Annotated in this window: 18 protein-coding genes and 1 pseudogene; 10 read left to right on the top strand and 9 right to left on the bottom strand. The window is 69.7% G+C overall.

All coding sequences use genetic code 11. The annotated features are described in order from the left end of the window. Nucleotides 1-124: 124 nt before the first annotated feature. A complete protein-coding gene (locus ACFQVD_RS34205) occupies nt 125-739 on the bottom strand; it encodes a TetR/AcrR family transcriptional regulator (protein ID WP_343963255.1) in 615 nt (204 codons plus the stop codon). Between the two features lie 192 nt (nt 740-931). Here ACFQVD_RS34205 and ACFQVD_RS34200 point away from each other — a divergent pair, with 192 nt between their 5' ends. The 10 genes and pseudogenes from ACFQVD_RS34200 (at nt 932) to ACFQVD_RS34155 (ending at nt 11,128) form a co-directional block, all read left to right on the top strand. Next, nucleotides 932-2,542 (top strand): MFS transporter, encoded by a 1,611-nt coding sequence (locus ACFQVD_RS34200; protein ID WP_343963254.1) that lies wholly within the window; start codon nt 932-934, stop codon nt 2,540-2,542. Nucleotides 2,543-2,728: 186 nt separating this feature from the next. Beyond that, nucleotides 2,729-3,712, top strand: coding sequence for a phosphotriesterase family protein (locus ACFQVD_RS34195; protein ID WP_343963253.1), 984 nt, complete (start codon nt 2,729-2,731; stop codon nt 3,710-3,712). Nucleotides 3,713-3,761: 49 nt separating this feature from the next. Next, nucleotides 3,762-4,715 carry a phosphotriesterase family protein gene (locus ACFQVD_RS34190; RefSeq protein WP_343963252.1) on the top strand — a complete coding sequence of 318 codons (954 nt, stop codon included), beginning with the start codon at nt 3,762-3,764 and terminating at the stop codon, nt 4,713-4,715. Nucleotides 4,716-4,729: 14 nt separating this feature from the next. Then, entirely contained in the window at nt 4,730-5,866 is a 1,137-nt protein-coding gene (locus ACFQVD_RS34185; protein WP_343963251.1) for an FAD-dependent oxidoreductase, read from the top strand. 4 nt (nt 5,867-5,870) lie between these two features. Continuing rightward, the gene (locus ACFQVD_RS34180) at nt 5,871-6,791 is read left to right on the top strand and encodes an alpha/beta hydrolase (RefSeq protein WP_343963250.1); all 921 of its coding nucleotides are present in this window, start codon (nt 5,871-5,873) and stop codon (nt 6,789-6,791) included. A 34-nt stretch (nt 6,792-6,825) separates the two neighbouring features. Next, complete coding sequence (locus ACFQVD_RS34175) at nt 6,826-7,764, top strand: MBL fold metallo-hydrolase (protein WP_343963249.1); 939 nt, start codon at nt 6,826-6,828, stop codon at nt 7,762-7,764. Between the two features lie 18 nt (nt 7,765-7,782). Next, on the top strand, nt 7,783-9,519 hold the full coding sequence (locus tag ACFQVD_RS34170; protein ID WP_343963248.1) for a CocE/NonD family hydrolase: 1,737 nt from the start codon (nt 7,783-7,785) through the stop codon (nt 9,517-9,519). 39 nt (nt 9,520-9,558) lie between these two features. Further along, nucleotides 9,559-9,798 (top strand): annotated as a pseudogene (locus ACFQVD_RS34165) (3-oxoadipyl-CoA thiolase); the annotation flags it as partial. Next, nucleotides 9,795-10,490: a 3-oxoacid CoA-transferase subunit A gene (locus ACFQVD_RS34160; RefSeq protein ID WP_343963246.1), complete on the top strand. Its 696-nt coding sequence runs from the start codon at nt 9,795-9,797 to the stop codon at nt 10,488-10,490. The pseudogene ACFQVD_RS34165 and the gene ACFQVD_RS34160, both read left to right, overlap by 4 nt. Next, nucleotides 10,490-11,128, top strand: a complete 639-nt coding sequence (locus ACFQVD_RS34155) for a 3-oxoacid CoA-transferase subunit B (protein WP_343963245.1) — start codon at nt 10,490-10,492, stop codon at nt 11,126-11,128. Before ACFQVD_RS34160 ends, ACFQVD_RS34155 begins: the two co-directional genes overlap by 1 nt. Before the next feature lie 92 nt (nt 11,129-11,220). On the opposite strand, the gene ACFQVD_RS34150 is transcribed toward ACFQVD_RS34155, so the two are convergent. From ACFQVD_RS34150 to ACFQVD_RS34115, 8 genes are all read right to left on the bottom strand, one after another. Then, entirely contained in the window at nt 11,221-14,304 is a 3,084-nt protein-coding gene (locus ACFQVD_RS34150; RefSeq protein WP_343963244.1) for an AMP-binding protein, read from the bottom strand. Then, nucleotides 14,301-17,450, bottom strand: coding sequence for an amino acid adenylation domain-containing protein (locus ACFQVD_RS34145; RefSeq protein WP_343963243.1), 3,150 nt, complete (start codon nt 17,448-17,450; stop codon nt 14,301-14,303). Before ACFQVD_RS34145 ends, ACFQVD_RS34150 begins: the two co-directional genes overlap by 4 nt. After that, a complete protein-coding gene (locus ACFQVD_RS34140) occupies nt 17,447-18,739 on the bottom strand; it encodes an MFS transporter (protein WP_343963242.1) in 1,293 nt (430 codons plus the stop codon). The genes ACFQVD_RS34145 and ACFQVD_RS34140 overlap by 4 nt, the downstream gene beginning before the upstream one ends. Then, complete coding sequence (locus ACFQVD_RS34135; protein ID WP_343963241.1) at nt 18,736-20,679, bottom strand: ATP-grasp domain-containing protein; 1,944 nt, start codon at nt 20,677-20,679, stop codon at nt 18,736-18,738. The genes ACFQVD_RS34140 and ACFQVD_RS34135 overlap by 4 nt, the downstream gene beginning before the upstream one ends. 1 nt (nt 20,680) lies before the next feature. Next, nucleotides 20,681-21,484 carry a glycosyltransferase family 2 protein gene (locus ACFQVD_RS34130; protein WP_343963240.1) on the bottom strand — a complete coding sequence of 268 codons (804 nt, stop codon included), beginning with the start codon at nt 21,482-21,484 and terminating at the stop codon, nt 20,681-20,683. Beyond that, nucleotides 21,463-22,182 carry a polysaccharide deacetylase family protein gene (locus ACFQVD_RS34125; RefSeq protein WP_343963239.1) on the bottom strand — a complete coding sequence of 240 codons (720 nt, stop codon included), beginning with the start codon at nt 22,180-22,182 and terminating at the stop codon, nt 21,463-21,465. The genes ACFQVD_RS34130 and ACFQVD_RS34125 overlap by 22 nt, the downstream gene beginning before the upstream one ends. Next, a complete protein-coding gene (locus tag ACFQVD_RS34120; RefSeq protein WP_343963237.1) occupies nt 22,179-23,588 on the bottom strand; it encodes an Ldh family oxidoreductase in 1,410 nt (469 codons plus the stop codon). Before ACFQVD_RS34120 ends, ACFQVD_RS34125 begins: the two co-directional genes overlap by 4 nt. A gap of 65 nt (nt 23,589-23,653) precedes the next feature. After that, complete coding sequence (locus ACFQVD_RS34115) at nt 23,654-24,091, bottom strand: VOC family protein (RefSeq protein ID WP_343963235.1); 438 nt, start codon at nt 24,089-24,091, stop codon at nt 23,654-23,656. Nucleotides 24,092-24,094: the final 3 nt, after the last annotated feature.

Below are 24,094 nucleotides of genomic sequence, written 5' to 3'. Positions count from 1 at the left end.
CCCCTCCCGGGGGCCGCCCGAGAGGGAGTCGATCATCGTGGTGGTCGTGCTGCCGCAGTGCCGTCCCTCACTTTTCGGGCCTGATTTCCATCCTCCCGTTCCGTTGGGCCGGCGTGCTCGGCGCTCAGTGGCGCCCGATCGAGCCGATCCAGCTCTCGGTGAGGACGTCCAGCATCTCGTCGCGCCCGACACCCCAGGTCCCCGGCTTCCAGTGGCGCGCGACGTGGTCGAGCTCGGTGATGGCGATGACGCCACGAAAGTGGCGGGTGCCGGCCGGGAACCGGCCGGCACGGTCCAGCCCCTCCTTGATGTCACCGATGGCCTCGTTCAGCCACTCGTCGAGGAGCGCGCGGATCTCGGGGTCGACGGCCGCGGCCTCGAAGGCGGCCGTGGTGTAGGGGCGAATCACATCCCATCGTTCCGAGGTCGACGCCAGCCACCCGCGGATCCGCTCTCGCGAGCCGTCCTCGACCACGGCGACCAGCTCACGTTCGGTCGACCCGTGCTCGGCGGAGGGGAGCCGGTCGAGTGCGGCGTTGAGCCGCTCCGAGACGAGGGCCTTCATCAGATCGACCTTGGAGGGGAAGTACGCGTAGAAGGTCACCCGGGTCGTCCCCGCCACCGACGCGATGTCGTCGACCGTCGTCGTCGCGTAGCCCTTCGACCCGAACAGGTCCAGGCCGGCGTCGAGCAGGAGCTTTCTCGTCATCTCCTTCTGTGCCGCACGAAGCGTAGCCATGCCGCCAGCATAGGGCACCACGGCTGCGTTCCACCCTTGCTGATCGTTCTGAATACATATCGCTCAAACTCTTGATGCAGTGTCAAGTTATATGACACCTTGCACGTTCAACAGGTGGTCGCGCTCACCTCGGGTGGCCGATCCCGAGCGGCCGGAACCGATCATCCGGCCTATCGACAAGGAAGAAATCGCATGACGCAGACCGCTGCGCGCAAGCAGGGCCACACCGCAACGGTGGTCGCCGGCTGCTTCGCCGTACTCCTCGCGCAAGTGGCGTACTCGCTGCCCGGCGCGCTCAATGGCACCTTCCAGCAGGAGTTCAAGACCACCGGTGCCGAACTGACCTGGATCACGGCCGCCTTCGCCATCCCCATGGTCGTCTTCGAGCTGACCACCGGCGTGCTCGGTGACCTGTTCGGCCGCAAGCGGCTGCTACAGGCGGGTGCCCTGCTGACCGTTGCCGGCTCGCTCGTCAGCTGCGTCGCCGAGACGGTCCAGATCCTGTGGATCGGGCAGGCCGTCGCGGGTCTCGGAGCCGCGATCCTCTACCCGATCTCGCTCGCCATGCTGGCCGCGGTCAGCCCGTCGCAGGAGGCCCGCTCCAAGGCCATCGCCGTCTGGGCCGGCTTCCTCTCGATCGGTGCGGCCATCTCCCCGCTGATGGGCGGGTGGCTGGCCGCAGAGGGCGACTGGCGAACGTCGTACATCGTGGTGATCGCGGCGGCGGTCGTCTCGGTCGTCATCACCCGGTTCGCCGTCGACTCCTCGGCGCCGGAGGGGCGCAAGCTGGACATCCCCGGCCAGGTCACACTGGCCCTCGGTCTGATCGCCATCCTCTTCTCCGCCACGCAGGGCTCCGAAGCCGGCTTCGCCCGTCCCGAGATCATCGGCGCCTTCGTCGCGGGCCTCGTGCTCCTCGGCGCCTTCGTCGTCATCGAGTTGCGGGCCGACGTCCCGCTGCTGCACCTCAGCATCTTCGCCAACCGTTCCTACGCGATCGTCGCGATCGCCACGGTGGTCGGCATGTTCGCGTTCCTCGCGATCTGCTACTCGATGAGCATCTGGCTCGGCGCGATCCAGCACCAGAGCGCTCTGAAGATCGGCGTGCTGTTCCTGTTCATCCAGGGTCCGGCCTTCGTGCTGGTGCCGGCCGTCTCCCACCTGATCCGGAACTTCTCGCCTCGTTGGGTGCTCACCGTCGGTTTCGCCCTCATCGCCGTCAGCGGTATCTGGTGCTCGACGTTCGACGTCCACGACATGAACTGGACGAGGTTCATCGGTCCGATGCCGGCCCTCGGTGTCGGCTTCGCGCTCACCGTCGGCTCGATCACGGCCGTCGCGATCAACAGTGTTCCGCTCCGGCTCGCCGGCATGGCCAGTGCCACCACCAACCTGCTCCGCGACTTCGGCTTCGCTCTCGGTCCGGTGCTCATCGCCGCGTTCGCGGTCAGCGGGGCGAACAGTGACCTGAGCGCCGGTTTCGGCAGGGCGATCGGTGAGTCCGGGCTTGAGCCGCCGTACACCGACATCGCCGGGGGTATCGCACAGGGGAGCGGCGCCATGGCGATCAACTCGATGCCGGTCGTGCCCGGCACCGGGCCGGAGATGCTGCCGGTGCCGATGCCGGAGAGCCTCCGCCTGCTCGCGCTCGAGTCGCTGGGCAGCGCCTACAGCCTCGCGTTCCTGGTCGCCGGCCTCTGTGCCGCCGCCGCGGCGGCTCTGACGCTGTTCGGACTCTTCGGCGTGAAGCGCGCGGACGCCGAGGAGCCGCTGAGCGAGGAGGAACTCGTCCCCACCGAGTGAGTTGAGAGTCGCCGGACCGGGTCGAGGTCCCCGCTGCCCGGGGATGGGACCTCGACCTGCTCTGTACGAGTAGATTATCCAGTTTACCCGTTGGATAATTGATTGACACGCTGTAAAATCTACGTAACACGACTCACGTCGCGACGTGACCGTGGTCACTCGCCGAGACCGAAAGGAGGGGCAGCGATGGGTGCCCAGACTGCCGAGAACACCGCCGTCAACACCGTCCTTGGCCCCGTTCCCGCGCGGGAGCTGGGGGTCGTCTCGGTGCACGAGGCCCTGCTGTCGGTGGTTCCGGGGGCGGAGTACGCGTTCGACGTCACCATCGACCGTGCCGAGATCTTCGAGACCCTGGCCGAGAGGCTGGAGGACTTCCGCGGGCACGGCGGCGGGACGATCGTCGACAGCACCGGCATGTTCCACGGGCGCGACGTGCGGCTGTACGAGGCCCTCTCGCGCGCGACCGGCGTGCACATCGTCGCGTCGACGGGCCAGGGCCCCGAGGAGACGCTCGGCGGCTACTTCCTGACGCCGCAGACCAACCCCCCGACGCCGTGGCCGGCCGAGAAGTTCGCCGACCTCTTCGCCAAGGAGATCACCGAGGGCATGGTGGTCCCCCGTGTCGAGCGGCGGGGCGCCGCGGGCCTCGTGGCCACCGCCGCGACCCGCACAGGCATGACCGCGACCGACGAGAGCCTGTTCCGCGGTGCGGCCCGCGCCGCCCTGGCCACCGGTGTCCCGGTGTCCATCCGCTACGGGGACGACGCCGTGCGCGACCTCGAGGTCGTCCTGGACGAGAGGCTGCCGGCCGACCGCGTCGTCGTCGGCGGGCTCGATCGCAAGGACGCCGTCGCGGCCGGCGCGCCGCTCAAGGTCGCGACCCGCGGCGCCTACGTCGCCCTCGACCACGTGGGCACCGAGGACGACGCCCACGTCACCGGCACCGAGCGCGCCGCCCTGGTCGCCGAGCTGATCGAGGCCGGCCACGGCGACCGGATCCTGCTCTCGAGCAACGCGACCGGCGTCGCCAAGGGGCACCCGGCCAACGACGTGCGCTACAGCCACGTCCTGACCACGTTCGTCCCCCTCCTGGCGGCGCGGGGCCTCAGCGACGAGGACGTCGCGCGGATCCTCGTGGACAACCCGCGCGACCTGCTGTCGGTGCGTTGAGCGCGCGACAGTCCAAGACCATCAAGTTCTTCGCTAAAAGGTGAGTGCCGTGTCGAGAGTGAACACCGTCCTGGGGCCGATCCCGGCCGAAGAACTGGGCCTCGTGGCCGTCCACGAGCACATCGGGTACGGCATGCCGGGCTCCGAGCTGGACACGAAGTGGTGGAAGACCCCCGAGCAGCGGTACGAGGAGACCGTCCCGAAACTGCGCCGGTTCCATGAGTACGGCGGCGGCACGTTCGTCGACGCGACCGGCATCTGCAACGGCCGAGACGTCGACTACTACAGGTCGCTGTCCGCGAAGACCGGCGTGCACATCGTGGCGAGCACCGGCTTCGTCGGCGGCGACACCGCGCTGCCGTTCTTCGCCCGGGCGAGCGTGGAATACCTGGCCGAGCACTTCATCCACGAGATCACCGTCGGCATCGGCGACACCGGCGGCCGCGCCGGCATCATCAAGGTCGGCGTGAGCCGCGGCGGCCGCATGACGGACCTGGACAAGCGCATCTACCGCGCTGCCGCCCGCGCCGCCCTGGCCACCGGCGTGCCCGTCCTGACCCACCTGGCGATCGACGCCGAGAACGCGATCGCCGTCTTCGACGCGGAGGGGCTACCGCTCGACCGCGTCCTGTTCGGGCACGTCGACGACGGCGTGAACGCCGACAGAACGCGCGACACCTGGATCGCGGAGCAGGGCGGTCGGGTCGGGTTCGACACCTTCGGCTACGAGACCGAACTGGAGGACCCGCCTTTCTGGGCCCGTCCGCGCAAGCAGCGGCTGGACCACTTCCTCCGGTTCATCGGTCAGGGGCACCTGGACAAGGTGCTCGCCTCGGCCGACGCCAACTGCAGCCCGCTGGGCTGGCCGGGCGTGAAGGGCCACACCGTCAACTACATCTTCACCGACCTCATCCCGGACCTCCGCGCCGCCGGTCTCGACGAGGCCGCGATCAAGACCATCTTCGTCGACAACCCCGCCGACCTCCTTTCGATCAAGAACTGACAAGGACCAGAACCATGCAGTCCGCAGACCTGAAGAACCTGAACATCGCCGTCGTCGGCGCGGGGTACGGCGGCGCCGCCGCGGCCAAGGCCCTGAGCCTCCTCGGCGCCACCGTCAACGTCTACGAGCAGGCGAGCCAGATCCGCGAGGTCGGCGCCGGCATCGGCCTGCGGCCGTCCACCATGGACCGGTTCCGCCAGTGGGGCATCTTCGACACGATCGCGAAGGTGAGCTCACCGAGCGACTACTTCGAGATCCTCACCGCCACCGCCGACCCGATCCTGAAGGAGGCGTGGCCGGAGATCGACCTCTTCGGCGAGAAGACCCACCTGATCCACCGCGGGGACTTCATCGAGGCTCTCCTGGGTGTGCTCCCCGAGGGCATGGTGCGTCTCGGGCACAGGCTGGAGAGCGTCAAGGACGAGGGTGAGGCGGCGACGCTGACCTTCGCCAACGGCGAGTCGGTCACCGCCGACCTGGTGGTCGGCGCCGACGGCATCAAGTCGGTCGTGCGCGAGCGGCTGTTCGGCGACAACCAGCCGGTGTTCTCCGGCGAGCACGCCTACCGCGCGGTGATCTCCGTCGACGACGCCCACGGGATGGCCGTCGACGACAACCTCCGGATGTACATCGGCCGGGGCACGAAGGTCTACTTCCTGCCGCTGCGCCACCGCGGCCAGGTCTCCTTCGACATCACCGCCCTGTGTCCGGAGAGCACCTGGGCGCCGAAGGTCACCAAGGACGACCTGCTGAAGACCGTCGAGGGTTTCGACGAGCGGATCGTGAACATCACCCGCGAGCTCGACATGGACGCCGTCAACTGCCGTGCGGTCTACGACATCGACCCGGTCGGCACCTGGCACTCGGACTCCGTCGTCCTCGTGGGCGACGCGGCCCACTCGATGCTGCACCACCAGGGCCAGGGCGCGAACTCGGCGATCCTGGACGCCGGTGCCCTCGCCGACGCCCTCGCCGAGGCCGGCTCCGTCTCCGAGGCGCTGGCGCGCTACCAGGCCGTCCGCAAGCCGGTGACCGACGAGTTGCAGCGGATCTCGCGCCAGGGCTGGACCGCGGACGAGGTCAACGACGTCTTCCCGGGCCAGAAGCCCGCGTCCCAGAAGCCCTCGTCCCAGAAGCCGCAGGGGGCCTGACGCCATGCCACTGCACCCCGACATCGCCCGGACCCTAGCCGGCCTGCCGGCGCCGCCTCCCGGCCCGCTGAACCCGGCGGCGATGCGCGCCGGCGAGGAGTCCCAGGTTCCGCCCGTGGCCGACCGCCTGCCGCTCCACTCCGTGGAGGACCTCACCGCGCGGACCGCCGCCGGCGAGGTCCCGGTACGGGTCTACACGCCGGTCGAGGCCGACGCGTACGGCGTACTGGTCTACTTTCACGGCGGCGCGTTCTTCCTCGGCAGCCTTGAGACGCACGACCACGTCGCGCGCTCCCTGGCCGGGGAGACCGGGCTCAAGGTCGTCTCCGTCGGCTACCGGCTGGCGCCCGAGCACGCCTTCCCGGCCGGTCTCGAGGACTGCTACGCCGCGGTCCGATGGGCCGCCGAGAACGGCGAGACCCTGGGCTGGGACGGCACGACGCTGGCCATCGCCGGTGACAGCTCCGGCGGCACGTTCGTCGCCGCGGTCGCCGGCATGGCGCACGACGACGGCTTCCACCGGATCACCCACCAGGTGATGTTCTACCCGTCGCTCGACCTGGACTTCGACGTCGACCGCTACCCGTCGCTGCGGGAGAACGCCGTCGGCCACGGGCTCGAGACGGCCGGGCTGAAGCCGTTCAACGCCTTCTACATCGACGGCGGCGCCGACCCGGCGGACCCCCGCGTCTCCCCGATCAAGCGGGCGGACCTCACCGGGCTGCCGCCGGCGCTGATCATCACCGGCGAGCTCGACCCGCTGCGGGACGAGGGCGAGCTCTACGGCCGAAAGCTGGGGGAGGCAGGCGTGGACGCGACCGTCAGCCGGTACGCCGGCGCGGGACACGGGTTCGTGCAGCACTTCTCGTGGATCCCGGAGTACCGCCGGGCCTACGCGGAGACCCGCGACTTCCTCGCGCGCTGACCCGCGCCGCCCCACGGAGCTCGGAAGGAGAGCCATGTCCGCGATAAAAGTCCATCCCCTGGTGTCGCCGTGGGGTCGGTTCGGTCTCTACAGCTTCTTCGTCGACGCGCCGGAACCGGCCATCGTCGACACCGGCATCGCCTCCTCCCCCGCCGAGGGCATGGCCCCCGCGCTCAAGGCCATCGGTCGCAGGATCGAGGACGTGCGCTGGATCCTGCTGACCCACGGTCACATCGACCACGTCGGCGGGGCCCACGCCCTGTGGGAGCTCACCGGACGGCGTGCGCGGGTCGTGATCCACGAGGCCGACGCGCCGATGCTGCGCTCGCGCCGGGCCCACGTGGACGAGTACCTCGCCGGGCGGGGGCGGTATCTGAACGACGCCGAGGGCGAGGCGAAGGCGTCGGCCGCGACCGACGCGGTCATCTCCGGCGAGATGGAGCCGACCATGCTGCTCAAAGGCGGCGAGACCCTCTCGCTCGGCGGCGACGTCACCGTCTCCGTCCACTCGATCCCCGGCCACACGCCGGGGTCGGTCGCCTACGTCGTCGACGGCCTGCGCTCCGCCTTCGTCGGCGACGCGGTCCAGGTGCACGGGGCCGCCAACGGCTTCCCCGGCTTCGAGGACCCGGTCGCCTACCGTGCGAGCCTGGCGTACCTGCGCGACGAGATCCGTCCGCGGCACCTCTACCTCGGCCACCCCTACCGGCGCGCCGACGGCACGCCGTACGGCGTCGAACTCGACGAGGAGCAGGCGGAGGAGGCGCTCTCGGAGAGCCTCGACATCGAGGCCCGGGTCGGCAAGGCGGCCCACGGCTGCCTGTGCGCGGGCCTGCGGGAGACGGACTCTCCGTACTCCCCGTTCGCCCCCGTGGCCCGGGAGGTCGGCTACACCGCCGACCCCACCCTCGAACCGTCGCCGTTCTTCACGTCGATGCACGGCTACCGCACACACTTCAAGCAGAACTCGTGACAGAGGAACTTCGCATCCATGGCTGACTTCCAGACCATCCAGGCGGGCCAGGACAGGATCGCCGTCCGCAAGGACCTCCGCGTGCCGATGCGCGACGGCGTCACGCTGGCCGCCGACGCCTACCAGGGCACGGATGACCGGCCGCGTCCGGCGCTCGTGGCGCTCAGCCCGTACGGCAAGGAGTTGCAGGCCCTCGCGCTCACGACGCCGCCGCAGCGGCGCCCCAGCCCGATGTGGGACGGCTGCGTGGAGGCGGGCGACATCGCGCGCGTCGTCAAGGAGGGCTACGTCCACGTCATCGGCGACCTGCGCGGCTCCGGCGCATCCGAGGGCGAGCACATCGGCAACTACAACGCCGGTGGCGTCCCGCTCGGCCAGGACGCGTACGACTTCATCGAGTGGGTCGCGGCGCAGCCGTGGTGCGACGGCAGCGTCGGCATGATCGGCATCTCCTACTTCGGCTCGATGCAGGTGCTGGCGGCGGCCGAGCGGCCGCCGAGCCTCAAGGCGATCTTCGTCAGCGGCGGCCACTACGACTTCTACGAGACCACCTACCACGGCGGCGTCATGTGGTTCATGCCGCGCGCCGCCCGCGAGGGCCGCGGTGGCGACTCCGGCTGGGCCTTCACCGATGGCGTCAAATCCCGCATGCTCGAGACCTACTCCCCGGAGGAGATCAGGGAGCGCGTCGCCAAGCGGCTCCGGGACCCGGACGTGGCCGCCTGGCCGAACCTGGTCCACGTGCTGAACTACCCGAAGAACCACGAGGCCTGGTTCGACATCGTGATGAACGAGGTCGACGGCGAGTGGTACGAGGAGCGCAACCCGGTCACGCTCGCCCCCAACATCGACATCCCGGTCTGGCTCCAGATCGACCAGGGCCGTGGCTGGACGATGGACGGCACCATCGAGCTCTACAACTCGCTGAAGGGCCCGAAGAAGCTCGACATCGGCCCCTACCCGCCGATGCAGTCGCGCCCCTTCGTCGAGGAGCACGACAAGATGTTCCGCTGGTACGACTACTGGATCAAGGGCATCGACAACGGGATCATGGACGAGCCCGCCGTCACCGTCTTCGTCGAGGGCACGCGCGAGAACGTCACCGGCGCGCAGTGGCCGCCGAAGGACGTGGAGTACAGGTCGCTCCACCTCCGCCCGCGCCACAGGCTCTCCTTCGAGCCCGAGCCCATGGGCGCCGAGTACGCCGCCCCCGACGGCTTCTACCAGGCGCCGCTGACGGTGACCGACAAGGTGGAGACGCTGAGCTGGAGTACGGCTCCGTTCGACGAGCCCACCGAGTTGATCGGCCAGGGCGCCGCGCACATCTTCGCGGAGATCGACCAGCCCGACACGAACTTCATCCTGCGCATGTGGGACGAGGCCCCGAACGGCAGGCGCCGGCTCATCACGACCGCCTACCTCAAGGCCTCGCACCGTGAGCTCGACGAGGAGCGCACCACGGAGGGTGACCCCTACCACCCGCACACCCGCGCGGTGCCGGTCGAGCCGGGGAGGATCGAGGAGTACGTGTTGCGCGTCTACCCGTTCGCGGCGACGTTCCTGCCCGGCCACAAGCTGGTCGCGGAGCTCTCCAACGACGAACCGCCGGCCGACGCGCACAACTCGCTGCTGCCGCCGGACGCGTTCCACCTGCCGGTGGGTCGCCCCGTCACCCACAAGATCTATCGCGACGCCGCCCACCGGTCCCGGCTCGTGCTGCCGTTCACGAAGCGCGCCGCGGCGGGGAACAGGTAGTCGGGCATGGCGTTCATCTACGCGGCGGCCCGCACTCCCTTCGCCGTCCAGTCGCTCGCGTGCGTGGACGCCTGGAGAATCGACCCCGAGATCGTCAATGTCAAGGGGGGCGCGATCGCGATCGGCCATCCGCTCGGCGCCTCGGGCGCCCGGATCCTCGGCACCCTCGCCAGGGTTCTGGTCGCGAGGGGCGAGCGGTACGGTGTCGCCGCGATCTGCATCGGCGTGGGCCAGGCGCTCGCCGTGGTCCTCGAGAACGTCACTGGAGGAGCAGCGTGAGCAGAGCGCAGATCTTCGCATCGCCGGACGAGGCGGTGAGCGTCGTCAAGAACGGCGACACCGTTCTGGTGGGCGGCTTCGGATTCGCCGGCATGCCGTTCGACCTGATAGACGCCTTGATCCGGCACGGCGCGGGCGACCTCACCATCGTGTCCAACAACGCCGGCAACGGCGACGTGGGCCTGGCCGCCCTGCTGAAGGCCGGCCGGGTGCGGAAGATCCTGTGCTCCTTCCCCCGGCAGGTCGACTCCTACGTCTTCGACGACCTCTACCGCCGCGGGGAGATCGAGCTCGAGGTCGTCCCGCAGGGCAACCTCGCCGAGCGGATGCGGGCGGCCGGGGCGGGCATCGGGGCGTTCTACTGCCCGACGGGCGTCGGCACGCCGCTCGCCGAGGGCAAGGAGACCCGCACGATCGACGGACGCGACTACGTCCTCGAGTACCCGATCAAGGGTGACGTCGCCCTGATCTCCGCGCACACCGCCGACACGATGGGCAACCTCGTCTACCGTAAGACCGCCAGGAACTTCGGCCCGGTGATGGCCACGGCCGCCACGACGACCGTCGTCCAGGTCTCGTCGATCGTGGAGGCGGGGCGGATCGACCCGGAGGTCGTCGTCACCCCGAGCATCTACGTCGACCGCGTGGTCCAGGTCGAACCGCGTCACTACACCGTGCAGGGAGCCCGCTGATGCCACTCGATCCCGACCAGCTCGCGGCCCGGGTCGCACAGGACATCGAGCCGGGCAGTTTCGTCAACCTCGGCATCGGCCAGCCCACCAAGGTCGCCGACCACCTTCCGGCCGAGATCGGCGTCGTCCTGCACACCGAGAACGGCATGCTGGGCATGGGCCCCGCGGCTGTCGGCGACGAGGTCGACCCCGAACTCACCAATGCCGGCAAGGTGCCCGTCACCGAGTTGCCCGGAGCCGCGTACTTCCACCACGCGGACTCCTTCGCCATGATGCGTGGCGGCCACCTCGACGTGTGCGTCCTGGGTGCCTTCCAGGTCTCGGCGAGCGGTGACCTCGCCAACTGGGACACCGGCGCGCCCGGCTCGATCCCCGCCGTCGGCGGCGCGATGGATCTGGCGATCGGCGCCAAGCGGGTCTACGTGATGATGACGCTCTTCGCGAGGAACGGCGGCCCGAAACTCGTGCCCGCCTGCACCTACCCCCTCACGGGCGTCGGCTGTGTCAGTCGTGTCTACACCGACCACGCCGTATTCGAGATCGCCCCCGACGGCGTCCGCGTGCTCGAGGTGTTCGGCACCTCCGTCGAGGAGCTTCGCACCCGGCTGGCAGTCCCGCTCGCGGTCGACGTCCGCTGACCGTTCCCGCCCGCCGGTCACCACCGGGGTGAACGGTTTCGTCCGGTGCCCCTCCGGACGAAACCGTTCACCCCGCCGGCGGCTCTTCTCGGTCAGAGGTCGTTGAGGCGGGTCACGAAATCCTCGGCGATCGCCTGCGCGAGGTCCGACGGGACGGCCGCTATGTCGTGCTCCACTTCTCCCTCGATCTCTCCGGTGCTCAGCGGAGTGAGTTCCATGGTCAGGTCGAACTGTGGGGCGATGGGCTGGACGCTCATGGGGGTGACCCGGACTCCGGGTATCCGCCAGACCGGTTCGATGGTGTTCTGCCAGGCGAACTGGACCTGGAACAGGGAAGACCGGCCCCTTCCCGTGCGGTGGGACAGGCGTGCCAGTTCGGCGACGCCCAGACCGGACACCGCACGGGCACGGTTCCAGGTGTCGGACAGGGCGCCGAGTGTTCCGTCCAGTTCCGCCGGGCCGATCGGGACGACGACCTGTCGGACGAGGTATCCGACGACGCCGCGGGTTCTCGGGTCGTCTCGCCCCGCGGTCGGCACCCCGACGCAGAAGTCACTCGCGCCGGTGATGTGCCTGACCGTACTCGCGAACGCCCGCAGGGCGAGAACGAACGGCGTGAGGTGATGGGCCCGCGCCTTGGCGGCAAGGTGCGCCCCGGCCTGGCCCGGGAATTTCATCTGCGCCGTCCCGTATCGACCACCGTCCACAGGCGGCGGCGAGGACGGCCACTCGATGTCGCGGGTCGTCGAGAGGCGGGACGTCCACTTCCGGAGCTCATCGGCTGGAGGCCGATCGAGAGCGGGGTTCCGCATGTCGGTGAACCGGCGAGGCGGCGGTGGCGTCGCACCACCGAGCAGGGTGCTCAGTTCGTCCGCGAGAACGGCCACGCTGTAGCCGTCGAAACACGCGTGGTGGATGCTGATCGTCAGGTCACACCCGTCCGGCGCGGAGTCGATCCGGGCCGCGACCAGCGGCCCCCGCGCGAGGTCGATCCGGCGGGCCAGGTCATGTGCGCGTCGCCGCGCTGGAATCGGGGGCGAGGACTTCTCGATGGAGACGGTGACCGCGCTCTGCCGGTTCAGCGTCTTCGCGACCGGAAGACCGTCCTGGTCGGTGTCGATGGCCGTCCTCGTCGCCTCGTGACGCGCGACGAACGTGCTCAGGGCGTCGGCCAGTGCTTCGGCCGGCGGAGCCGGAACAAGACGGTACGACAGCACCAGCACGTTGCCGATGGCGTGCTCGGGCCGCATGAGACCGTCCAGCCACAGCGAGATCTGGGCATCGCTGAGCCCGCCCGCCTCGGCGATCGTGGAGATCGCCTCGGAGCCGTTCCCGGCTGCGGACTCCCGGGCTATCTGCGCGGCCGAACCCGCTCTCAGTACGACGTCGGCCCCGATACCGATGCCCAGGTCGAGCAGCCGATGAGAGAGCCGGATCGCCGCCAGCGAGTCGAGGCCGATGCTACGAAGGTCCGTGTCGAGCCCGAGAGCGTCCAGGCCCAGCACTTCCGCGGCTGTTCGGCCGACGGTCTCCGCGAGGCCGCGAACCATCGGATCCGCGGGCACGGCCCGTATCTCGACCGGTGCGTTCGTGGGCGCGGGCAAGGCCGCGACGTCCACCTTGCCTGTCAGGCTGAGCGGGAACTCCCGCAGTTCGGTGATGCTCTGCGGGAGCATGGCGGCGGGCAGGCGCTCGCGCAACGCCGCCATCAGGGCTGAGCCGTCGAGAGGTGCTCTCACCGCCGTGACGTAGGCCGCCAGACCGCTCGCGCGTTCCCCGTCGAAGACGGGAACCACAACGGCCTTTCTCACCTTCCCGGTCGCGAGCAACGACGCCTCGACTTCCGCCGGTTCGACTCGCTGACCGCTGATCTTCAGCTGCCGGTCGGCACGGCCGATGAACTCCAGCACTCCGTCGGCGCGCCAACTGACGAGATCACCGGTGCGGTAGACCCGTACCGGCGCCTCCCCGTCCACCGCGATCGGCGTGAACGCTCCGGTTCCGGCGTCCTCGCCGATGTAACCGGCGGCCAGGCCGTCTCCGGAGATGAGCAGTTCCCCGACCTCTCCGACGGCGACGCGGGTCGCGGTCGAGGCGCCGGTGAAGCGGACGACGAGAAGCCCGGTGTTGGGAATCGCCCGGCCGATCGGAATTCCCCGGGGAGAGTCGCAGTCCGCGAGGCTGATGCGATGCGTGGTGGCGAACACGCTCGCCTCGACCGGCCCGTAGGCGTTGACCAGCGGAATGGTGGGGTGCCGGAGAAGGAAGTCGCGGACGTGGCGGGGAGAGGCGCGCTCGCCGCCGATGATCAGCGTGCCCAGGCCGGTGAAGGCGTCGACGTCCTCGTCGACCAGCAGGTTGAACAGCGCCATGGTGAGCACGGCGCCGTTGACCCCCCTTGCGATCCCCTGGCGCAGCCCCTGCGGGGACGGGTACCCGTCGGCCCCCGTTGTGGCGAGGTTCGTGGTCCCCCCGTGGACCAGGGGATACCAGATCTCGAAGGTGAAGATGTCCCAGGAGACGGCCGCCGTCGCGGACATGTGAACGGGCACGTTCGGATAGTCCGGCTCGATCGGCAGGATGGTCCGGAGCACCGCCCGATGCGTGCTCAGCGCGGCCTTGGGCTCGCCGGTACTCCCAGAGGTGAAATACACGCAGCACGCGGCGTCCAACCCGACGCCGACGCACGGGTCCGTGCCGTTCCGGGCCCGGGTGGATCCGCCGGAGGCGCTCGGCACCTCCTGGGCGCCGAGATGCCGCCGGGATCCTCCGGGGCCGACCACGACAAGCTCCGCGCCTATCCGCTTGATCACTTCTTGCCGGCGGGCGACCGGCCAGCGTACGTCCATCGCGCAATAGGCCGCCCCGGTGCGCAGGACGGCGAGCATCGCCACCACCAGGTCGACTCCTCGGGGGAGGTCTATCGCGACGATCGAGCCGGGGCCGGCCTTCCGGGTTCGCAGGACACGTGCGAGGTCGCCGGATTCCTGGTCCAGCGCGGCGTAGCTCAGGTCGCGGTCCGCGCCTCGGACCGCGACGGCCGCGGGGGTGGCTTGAGCGTGCCGCAGGACATGCGTGGCGATCTGTTCCTCGCCGAGATCGACCGAACGGCCACGCCACGAGTCGAGCAGCGCACGTTCGGCGTCTGATGCCGGGCGTGCCGCCTCCATCGTCATGCCACCACCTCCCGGGCCGTGAGTGAGCACAGTTCAGCGATTCGAGCGGTCAGAGCCGTGATGTCGGCACGATCGAAATGATCGGTGCTGAACTTGGTGCCGACGGTGAACGCACCGTCGATGACGTCGCCTTCGAACATCAGGGCATAGCGTTCGGACTGGCTTTCCGCCCGGTGGGCGCCGGTGTCCTCATCGGCGTTCTGGAGGGAGTCGCCGCTCCCGCGTTGTTCGAGGCGCCCCAACTGGCTGCGGTAGTTCAAACGGAGATCAGGGCGGGGAAGCGCGGCCAGCATCCGCCTCTCCTCTTCCACCGGTGACAGAAAACGAAGCGCGTCGAAGCCGAACGGGCGGGTCGGGACGAGCCGGGGAGCCGCCAGCAGTCTCCGGACGGCGCCGCACCCGCTCCCCCGGACCACCCCGATCTCGGGATGAGTGCTCTGCAGGTAGCCGATGGTGCGGGAGACGTCCAGGTCTCCGACCGTGGCGGTTCGGTTGTTGTCGTAGACGTCCATCGCCACGGTGGCCGTCCCCGTCCATTCGGCCACGGCTGTCATGATCGCGGCCCGCAGCAGGTCGACCGGGCGGAACAGCGCCGGCGCGAGGCGGTGCAGGATCGCGTCGGAATCGGACAGGGTGAGCGCGGACCGAGCGGTGACCACGGACGGCAGCAGGGCCGGGCCTTCGCGCCGGCTCAGCGGAAGGACGTCGGGCCACGGGGCGGACAGCCAGGCGGCGGCGTCACGGCGGGCGATGTCGGAGACGAGGTAGGAATCGATCGCCGAGCGGACGGACCTCACCGATTCGGTCGGCGGGTCGAGGGTCGCCCGGCCGGTGGCCAGCCAGCGGGTGAGCGCGGCCTCGGCCTCGTCCACCAGGAGGGACATCGAGCAGCCGTCAAGAACGAGATGGTGCACGACGATCAGCAGGCGGTGGTCGGTCCCGGCCCGCAACCGCACCATCCGGAACACCTCCCCGTTGCCCGGATCGAGCTCTTGCTGAGCCTTCTGGGCAGGTTCGAGCAGCCGGGCGGCGAGATCACCGTCGCCGAGGTCGACACTGTGGAAGACGTCCTTGGCCTCACGCACGTCGAAGCGCACCAGCAGGGCCGCCAGATCGAACCGGCTGGACAGTGCCGGATGTTGGTCGAGGAGGGCGGTCGCCGTATCGAGCAGGGCGGCGTCGGGAACGTCGTGCCGGATTTTCATCAGGGCCGTCAGGGCGAAGTGGTGCGCCTCCGGGATGGGTCCGTCCAGCAGCCACCTCAGCTGCGAGGGCAGCAGTTCGGCGGGTTCGCCCGTGCGGGGGCCGGGTGAGTCCGACGGTCCGGAAACCTGCTCCGCCTCGCGCGCCGCCGCACCGATGGCGGCCAGGGTGCCGCAGCTGAGCACCTCCGCCGGAGTGATCACGAATCCCCGGGCCCGGGCCCGGGCGGCGAACCGCACGGCCAGGAGTGAGTCGCCGCCGAGTTCCAGGAAATCGTCCTCGGGACGGGCGTGGTCCACACCGAGCACATCGCACCAGATCTGCCCGAGCGCGGACAGACGGGGGTTCGAGTCCCGGGGCGGGCCGGCCTGCCGCTCGTCGGCCGGAGCACCGGCTTCGAGCCGGGCGCCGATCTCCGCGGCCACCGCCAGGCGGTCGGTCTTGCCGGAGGAGGTCAACGGGATCCGATCCGCTCGTGCCCAGACGGTCGGTACGAAAGGCAGCGGAAGGATCGACGCCAGGCGTCCGGCCAGGAGCGCCGTGTCGGGGGTGTCCGCTCCGCCCGCCCCGACCAGGAGTGCCCCGAGTCGGGGCTCGGCGCCGCTGCGCGAGAGGACGGCCGCCGCCGCGTCGGCGACCAGCCCGGTCGACCGGATGGCGGCCTCCACCTCCCCCAGCTCGATCCTGAACCCTCGAAGCTTCACCTGGTCGTCCGTCCGGCCGGTGAACACCAGGTCGCCGCTGTTCAGGACGCGGACGAGATCACCGGTGCGGTAACGGCGTTCCGGGGTCCGATCGGATCCGGGCGGGCCGGCCGGGGCGAAGCGATCGGCGGTCAGATCGGGCCGGCCGACGTACCCGTCGGCCAGCAGGCCGTGGATGTAGAGCTCCCCCTCCTCGCCGGATGCCGCCGGACGGCCGTCGGGTCGCACCACTGACACGCGTCGCCCCGGGAAGGCGGTGCCGATCGGAAGGCCGCTCTCGTCCGCCGGCAACTCGTCGCCCGGGTCGAAGCGGAACGCCGTTGACGTGACGACGCTCTCGGAGGGCCCGTAGGCGTTGACCAGCGCCGCGGCGCCCAGCGCCGAGCCCAGATGGCGGCGCAGGTCCGTCAGGGCGGCGGCCTCTCCGCCGACCACGACGAGTCGCACCGAGGCGAAGTCCCCCCGGGAAACCGCCGGCAGTTCGACCGTCACCGTCCGCCAGTAGGCGGTGGGGAGCTGAAGTACGGTCACCGCGTTTTCGCGGACCATCGCCGAGAGGTCCGCCGAGTCGGGGAGCGCGACGGACTTGACGGCCACGGCCGCCCCGGCGAACCAGGTGGGCCAGATCTCCTCCTGGGCGACGTCGAAGCCGAGGGACGCGAACTGCAGGACTCGATCACCGGGGTGCAGCGCGAAGTAGTCCACGGCGTGCGCCGCGTGGGCCGCTATGGCGGCGTGTGACACGCTCACGCCCTTCGCGACCCCGGTCGAACCAGACGTGTAGATGACGTAGGCCTCGTGCGTACCGTCCGGACGACCGACCGGCGGCGCGTCGGCCTCGGCGGCAGCCGAGCCGAAGAGGGAGCGAAGCATCACCACTGGGCAGCCGACCTCAAGGAGACCGTCCCGAGGCTCCTCGACCACCAGCAGTTTCGCCGACACGTCCTGTGCCTGCGCGACCAGGCGGGCGGCCGGCACGGAATCGTCGAAGGGCACCACGGCGATGCCGGCCCGGGCCAGGCCGGCCAGCAGCACGAGCGCGCGTCCGCTGTTGGGCAGGGCCATCGCCACCCGGTCCCCGGCCCGGAGGCCGAGACGGTGCAACTCTCCGGCCACGATGTCGGCATCGCGGGCGAGTTCGGTGAAGCTCCACGTCCGCTCGGCGATGAGCGCCGGACGGTCGGGGTATCGCATCGCCGCCGTCGCGAGACCTTCGGCGAGAGTGGTCGGACGGTTCATCGGGTCGCCTCCGAGACATGGAGGCGGCCGGAGAGGGCCGCGGCGGCCCTGGTACGGCTGGTCCACCCGACGGAGTACCGCTCGGCCGTGCTGGCCAGGAGGAAGATCGCGGCGAGACCGAGCCATCCCGGCGGGCCGGCGGAGACGCCGAGCGCTGTGATCACCATCGGCCCGGCGGTGTCGTGCACGTTGGTACCCAGATTGAAGACGGCGAGGTACTGGGTCTGTTGTCCGGCCGGGGAGAGGTCGTAGGAGATCTGCCACGCCGCGGCGGCGTGGAGGTTCTCACCGGCGGTGAGCAGCAGGACGCCGACGACGATGAGCACGGAGGCGGTCAGGGCGTTACCGTAGTGCGCCACTCCTATGGCCGCCGAAGCAAGGGCCAGCACGGTACCGCAGGTCGTGAGCGCCCGCGTCGCGTCGGACAGGGACTCGGCCATGCGCGTCCACCAGACCTGCCCGAACGCCGTGAACATCGTGTTGATGATCAGGACGACCGCCACCATGAACGGCGGTGCCTCGGTGTATCCGACGATCCACAGCGGGAGGGCGACGAACAGGATGCTGTCGTGCAGCATCAGGAACCCGTTGGCGAGAGAAACACTCAGAAAGGGAATCTCGCGAAGTGGCCGTGCGCGGGCGGCGGCGGGTTTCGAAGGTTCGTCCACCGGGTCCTGCGCCGCCGGTACCGGCCTCTCGAACCGCTTCAGTCTCGCCACCAGGAAGGCCATCGGGATGAAGGAGATCGCGTTGCCGAACACCAGCAGCCGGTAGGCCCACGACGCGTCCGACTCCACTGCGAGCCCGGCCAGGAGGGCGCCGAGTCCCAGCCCGACGTTCCGGAAGGCACGCAGGTAGGCCATCGTCCGCAGCCGCTCGGTCTTTTCGAAGATGCGCCCGACGAGTGCCTGGTTCGCGGGCGGGCCCGAGCGATCGGCGCTGGTGACCAGCACGACGGCGATCAGGAACTGCCAGAAGTTCGCGACCAGCGCCATACCGATGTACGCGAAGATCCGGAAAATGTGCAGGCCGACGAGGATGACGCGGGGCCCGGTCCGGTCGGCCAGGCGGCCGAGGAGGACGGAGGTGAACATCCCGATCAGTCCGGCGAGCGACAGCCCCAGACCGACCTGTAGCGGGGACAGGTGGATCACGCGCGTGTAGTAGAGCGCGCTGCCGGTCAGGAACATCCCGGTTCCGATGGAACCGACGAAGCCGCTCGTGACGAGCACGCGCGCCGCTCCCGCCGGGGGGATGATGTCGATGATCTTTTTACGGTCGGTGTTCATGCTTGTCCGTCCAGTACCCCGGCGAGGATCTCGGCCGAGCGCTCCAGGTGGCGTGTTGTGAGGCCCTCGGGAGCCTGACGGCCGAGGTACCGATGGCCGAACCGGCGCAACACCACGTCGCTGCACCTCGTGTCACACCCGAGGGCGACGAAGACCAGGACGTCGGCCACCGGCCTGGAGAACAGCGGCAGAGCGGCCAGGCAGACGTCGGGTTGGGGGCTCCATTCGTCGTCGAGCGCGTCCCGCAACTGCTCGACCCGTCGAGCGAGGGTTGCCTTCAGGTCGTCGGCGCGGCTCTCCGGCAACCGGGCGATGTCAAGCGACGCCCGAAGGGCGTCCCTGCGTCCCGGATCCTCCGGCGCGTCGAACCAGTCCAGGTCTCGTCCGGCGGCCCGGGCGACCTCGTCCATGGAGGCCCCGACGTCGATCCGGCCCGGGGCCGCGAGGGCGACGGCGGTCAGCGCCTCGAACGCCAACTCGGCCAGGTGCCGTTCGAGGACCTCCGCGGGGAGGATGCGGCCGTCGTCCCAGCGGTGTGTCTCCGCGGCCCGCAACGCGAAACCGGCGACGGACGCCTCGGTCAACGCCTCGGCGGCCACCGGAGCCAATGCTCCTGAGCCGGCGGGGTTCAGCGCGGCGTACGCCTGCCGCACCTTCTCCGCCACGGAGGCCGAGGCCCGGACCTCACGGGTGGCCTCGGAACCGGATGCCTCGTCGATCGTCACCGTCACCGTTTCGGCGGCGGTGCGGGCGATTTTGAGGGCGTGGGCGGGAGAGTGCGAGATGGCCCGGACGACGAGCAGCCGGTCCCGTGAGTCACGCGGAACCTCCACCACGTCGGATCCGACCTCCAGCTCGAGCTCCACGGACAGGACGCCGGCGATCGAGCCCGCTTCGGCGAGTCCCTCAACGGCGACCACCCGGCCGCTCCGATCGGGGACCCGGTACCAGACGGCCGCGTAGCGGTCGCTCGACTCAAGGTCCCGGTGGCCGAGACGGAGCCGGTCGATCACGCTCTCACCGATCGACTGGCGTACGAAGAGGTCGAGCAGGTCGAACCCGTGAGTGTCCCGGATCGTCTCCGGGATCAGGTCACCCGCCGGCCGCAGATGTGTCTCCACCAGCCTCGGCCCCTCATCGGTGAGAATGATCTCGGTATGAGTCAGGCCGTTCTGCACGTCCAGCGCGCGTAGTACGTCGGTCACGGTCTCGCGGACCAGGTGCTCGGTCTCCGGCGGCAGCTCACCGCGGATCATGTGGCCGAGTTCCACACAGTGGACGGGGTCCTTCACCTTCAGCGTGATCGCGACGATGAGGTGTTCCCCCCGCTCGGAGAACGCCTCGACGCTGATCTCGGGGCCGTCCAGGAACGTCTCCACCATCAGCCTGCCGTCCGCGGCGTCCTCGGCCGCGAGACCCCACTGCCACGCCGCCTCGGCCTGGGACGGGCGGTGGACGACGGTGACCCCTGAACTGGCCGCGCCCATGACCGGTTTCACCACGACGGGATATCCGTGGCGGTCCGCGAAGTCGGTGATGTCGTCGGGCGAGGCGACCTGTCCGGCGAGGGGCCCGGGGATGCCGGCCGCGGTCAGCCGGTCACGCATGTGGAGCTTGTCGTGGACCGCTCTGACCGTCTCGGCGGAGTGCATTCCCAGTCCCAGCGCGCTCGCCACAGCGGCCGCCTTGTCCTGGTCCTTCTCGCTGAAACTGGCGACGTGGGTGACGGGCTCGACCTCGTGGATCGCCCTCGCCATGGTGATCCACGAGGAGTCGTCGGTTGAGGAGACTCCCACGATTCGAGCGTGCAGGGACGCGTCGCGGACCCGCTTCAGCACGTCGCTGCGGACGAGTACGGAGGTGCGCGCCTCGGGGTCGACCTGGTGAATGTACGCGGGCAGTTCGCGACCATTCCCAACGACCAGAACGTGACGTTTCATATCATGTCCCTCGTTTCATCAGGGATCTGCGGCGACCTGCCAGGTGGACGAGGTTGAGCGCCCAGTTGACGAGCCGGGTCTGCACATCCCGCCCCGAGGCGGAGCCCAGGACCTGCTGGACCGCGACGGCCATCGTCAGCCGTTCGGGGTGGCGGCGGCCCGCGCCGTAGGCGTCCCGGACGGCACGCATCAGGCCCTTGCTGTTGCGGTGAACGATCACCATCGTGGGTACGAAATTGACCGAAAGGCCCATGGCGGCCAGCCCCGCGACGATGTCGTTGTCGCTGCCCGGCGCGTTGACGACATCTCCGCGGGCCGCCAGGAAGGCCTCGCGCCAGACGGCCCCGTTTCCCCCGGCGAAGAAGCGCACCTCCTGCCCCGGCCGCAGCCCCCTGTACCGGTCGAGGTAGCGAGACTGCCGGGCCCTGGAGACCACGCCGCTGTCGAAGGGCAGCACCCTGCCGGTGACGCCGCCTCGGTCGGCGGTCAGTTCGCGATCGATCTGGTCGAGCCAGTCCGCTCTGGGAAGAGCGTCGTCGTCGAGGAACGCGATCACGGGTGAGACCGCCTGCTCGGCGGCGAAGGACCGGGACGGCATGGCGCCGATCGGCCGCGGATTGCGCAGAAGCCGGATCGGCAGGCCGGCCACCTGCACCGCGTCGGTGATTCGCGGCTTTGAACCGTCGTCGACGACGAGCACCTCGTACAGCAGCGCGGTGTTGCATTCCGCCAGGGCGTTCAGGCAACGCCGGAGGTCTCGATAACGGTCTCTGCTCGGGATGATCACTGTGATTCGCGGTTCCACTGTCGCCTCCATTCGTCGCAGAGCCACGGCCAGGCGTGCTGGTCGTCCGAGGGAAGATAGGTACGACGGATTCGTTGCGGGGCGACGGTCCATGGCAGCGGGTCCGCCTTCACCGTGCCGAAGCCGAGTGTCCCGGCCGGGACCGCGTCAACGGTCGGAGGGAAGCCGTAGGGGTAGGCCAGCAGGGGCCGGACCGCCCCCAGCCGGGCCTGGATCGCCGCCAGCGAGTCCGCGATCTCCCTGCGCTGTTCGACCGGGGCGAGCTGGTGCAACATCCGGTGCGTCACCGTGTGCGAGCCGACCGCGTGCCCCGCCCTGTGCAGATCGGTCAGCTCGGCCCAGCTCAGGTGCCGGGCATGCTGCGCCTCCAGCTCCGCCATCTCGGTGATGGCGAAGAAGACCGCTCTGATCCCCAGCCTGTCGAGGATGGGCAGGGCGTGGTCGAGATTGTCGCGATGCCCGTCATCGAGGGTGACGAGCACGGTGGGCTCGTCCGGCAACGCGGTCAGATCATCGAGTGCTTCCGGGGGGAGGGCCGGCCCGTACCGGGACAGCACCGTCTCAAGGCCGCGCTCGAAGTCGTCAGGGGTGAGTGAGGTGTAGTGCACGAGTTCCGGATGTACGTGGTGGAAATAGAGGACCAGGGGCCAGCCCGGGGCGGAGGAGCGTAGCGCCCGAGCCGTGGCGGGCCCGATCACCGCTCGCTCCACCCAAGCGCCGTCGCGACGGCCGCCGGGACGGGAATGCCCGTCTCGTGGGCGCGGGCCGTCCATGCCGCCTCTGCCTGGTCCGGGAAGTACGGCGTGGGTGGCTGTCCTGGGTATCCCGCCAGTACCGCGTCCCGAAGGGTTTGCAACAGCTTGTCGATCGAGGTCCGTTCGGCGTCCAGCCCGAAGGCGGTGGTGGAGAGGCCGACGAACAACTGTGTGCAGCCCATCGGGCGGCCGGGTTCCGCGCGTTGTTTGACCACCAGCGGACTCACGGTGTGGCCCCCCAGAATGCCCGCGATCACCTCGGCGATGAGCGTTACGCACAGTCCCTTGTAGTCACCGAAGACCGGGACGGAGCCGCCCTTTTCCAGGTCCAGTGGATTGGAGGAGGGTCTTCCCCGGCTGTCCAGCAACCACTCCGACGGAACCTGGTCACCGCGCTGCGCGGCAGCACGGATCTTGCCGATGGAGACCACGCCGGTGGCGAAGTCCACCACGAAGGGTTCGACGGCCGCGGTGGGCGTCACCATACAGATCGCGTTGCTGCCGAGCGTCGGTCGTGCCGCTCCGGGTGCGGCCAGGCTCGGCCCTGAGATGTTGAACAGCAGTCCGGCGACGCCCTGCCGTTGGAAAGGCCAGCGGTAGGCCGCCATCATTCCCACATGGTTGTTGGAGTGAACGGCCACGGCGGCCACGCCGAGCCGGGCGGCGGTGGCCGCGCACCAGTCCGCGGCCATCGCCGCCGCGGGCTGACCGAAGCCGTTCCGCGCGTCGACGCGGGCGACGGCTCCTTGCTCGGTCAGCACCGGCTCGGCGAGCGGGTCGATCCCCCCTTGGCGCACTCGGGTCAGGTAGGTCGGCAGCAGGCCCACACCGTGCGAGTGGTGGCCCCGCACATCGGCTTCCACCAGGACGTCGGCCACCAACGTGGCGGTCTCGTCACTGCTGCCGGCCGCCCTGAGCGCGGCGGCCGATCGCTCCTTCAGCGTCGCGGGCGGCACCCGCAGCGGTTCGGGAACCGACCGGCTTTCCTCGTCGATGTAGCACAACGTTCCCCGGGCGAGCCGACAGACCCGATCGGTGGGCAAGGATCCGTCGGTGGCCAGCAGAACGGTCGTCTTGCCCTGGCTCGTACGCCGGTCGAGCAGGTCGGCCAGCACCGTGGGGTCCATGGCATCGGCGTCATCGATGATCAGTGCGTCTGATTCCACTGTTCCGAACCGTGGCTCGAGTTCGCCGCAGAGCACCTTGCAAAGAGTCGATTTTCCCGATCCGCGTTCGCCCTGGATCAGCAGGCTGCTGCCGGCCGGAATCCGCAGATCCGCACCGCGCAGCAGCACCACCTCGTTCCCCTTGGCGCCGACCGTGATGACAAGATCGTCAACTTTCAGCATGTGCGCTCCCGGGCCGTGACGGGAGGATGCGGCGGTAAGATGATCTTGATGGGCGATCGTTCATCTCACCACTCCACCGGCGCGGCTAAGCCGTCACGCTGCAGGAACTCCAGCCGGTTGCCGAGGTTGTCGGCCGCGTAGAACCGCCGGTGCCCGGGAAAGTTGTCGTCCCAGGTCACCTCGACGCCCTTGGCCGCCAGATGCCGGGCCAGAGCGTCGAGGTCGGCGACCCGGATTCCCGGGTGGGCTTTGCGGGCCGGCCGGAAATCATTCTCGACACCGAGATGGATCTCCAGGTTGTCGGCACGTATCCAGAGGCCGCCGCGCGCGGCGAGTACCGGCGGCTTGACGAGTTCCACCATGCCGAGAACACCGACGTAGAAGGCGCGGCAGTCGTCCTCACTGCCGGCCGGGATGGCGATCTGGATGTGGTGCAGGCCGTAGCCGAACTCGGTCCCGTGATCGGGACCATATCCCTGGCTCGAAACTGAGAGATCGTTCATTTG

Source organism: Streptosporangium amethystogenes subsp. fukuiense (assembly GCF_042665875.1).
GTDB classification, from domain to species: domain Bacteria; phylum Actinomycetota; class Actinomycetes; order Streptosporangiales; family Streptosporangiaceae; genus Streptosporangium; species Streptosporangium fukuiense.
This window is presented reverse-complemented; position numbering and strand designations above follow the sequence as displayed.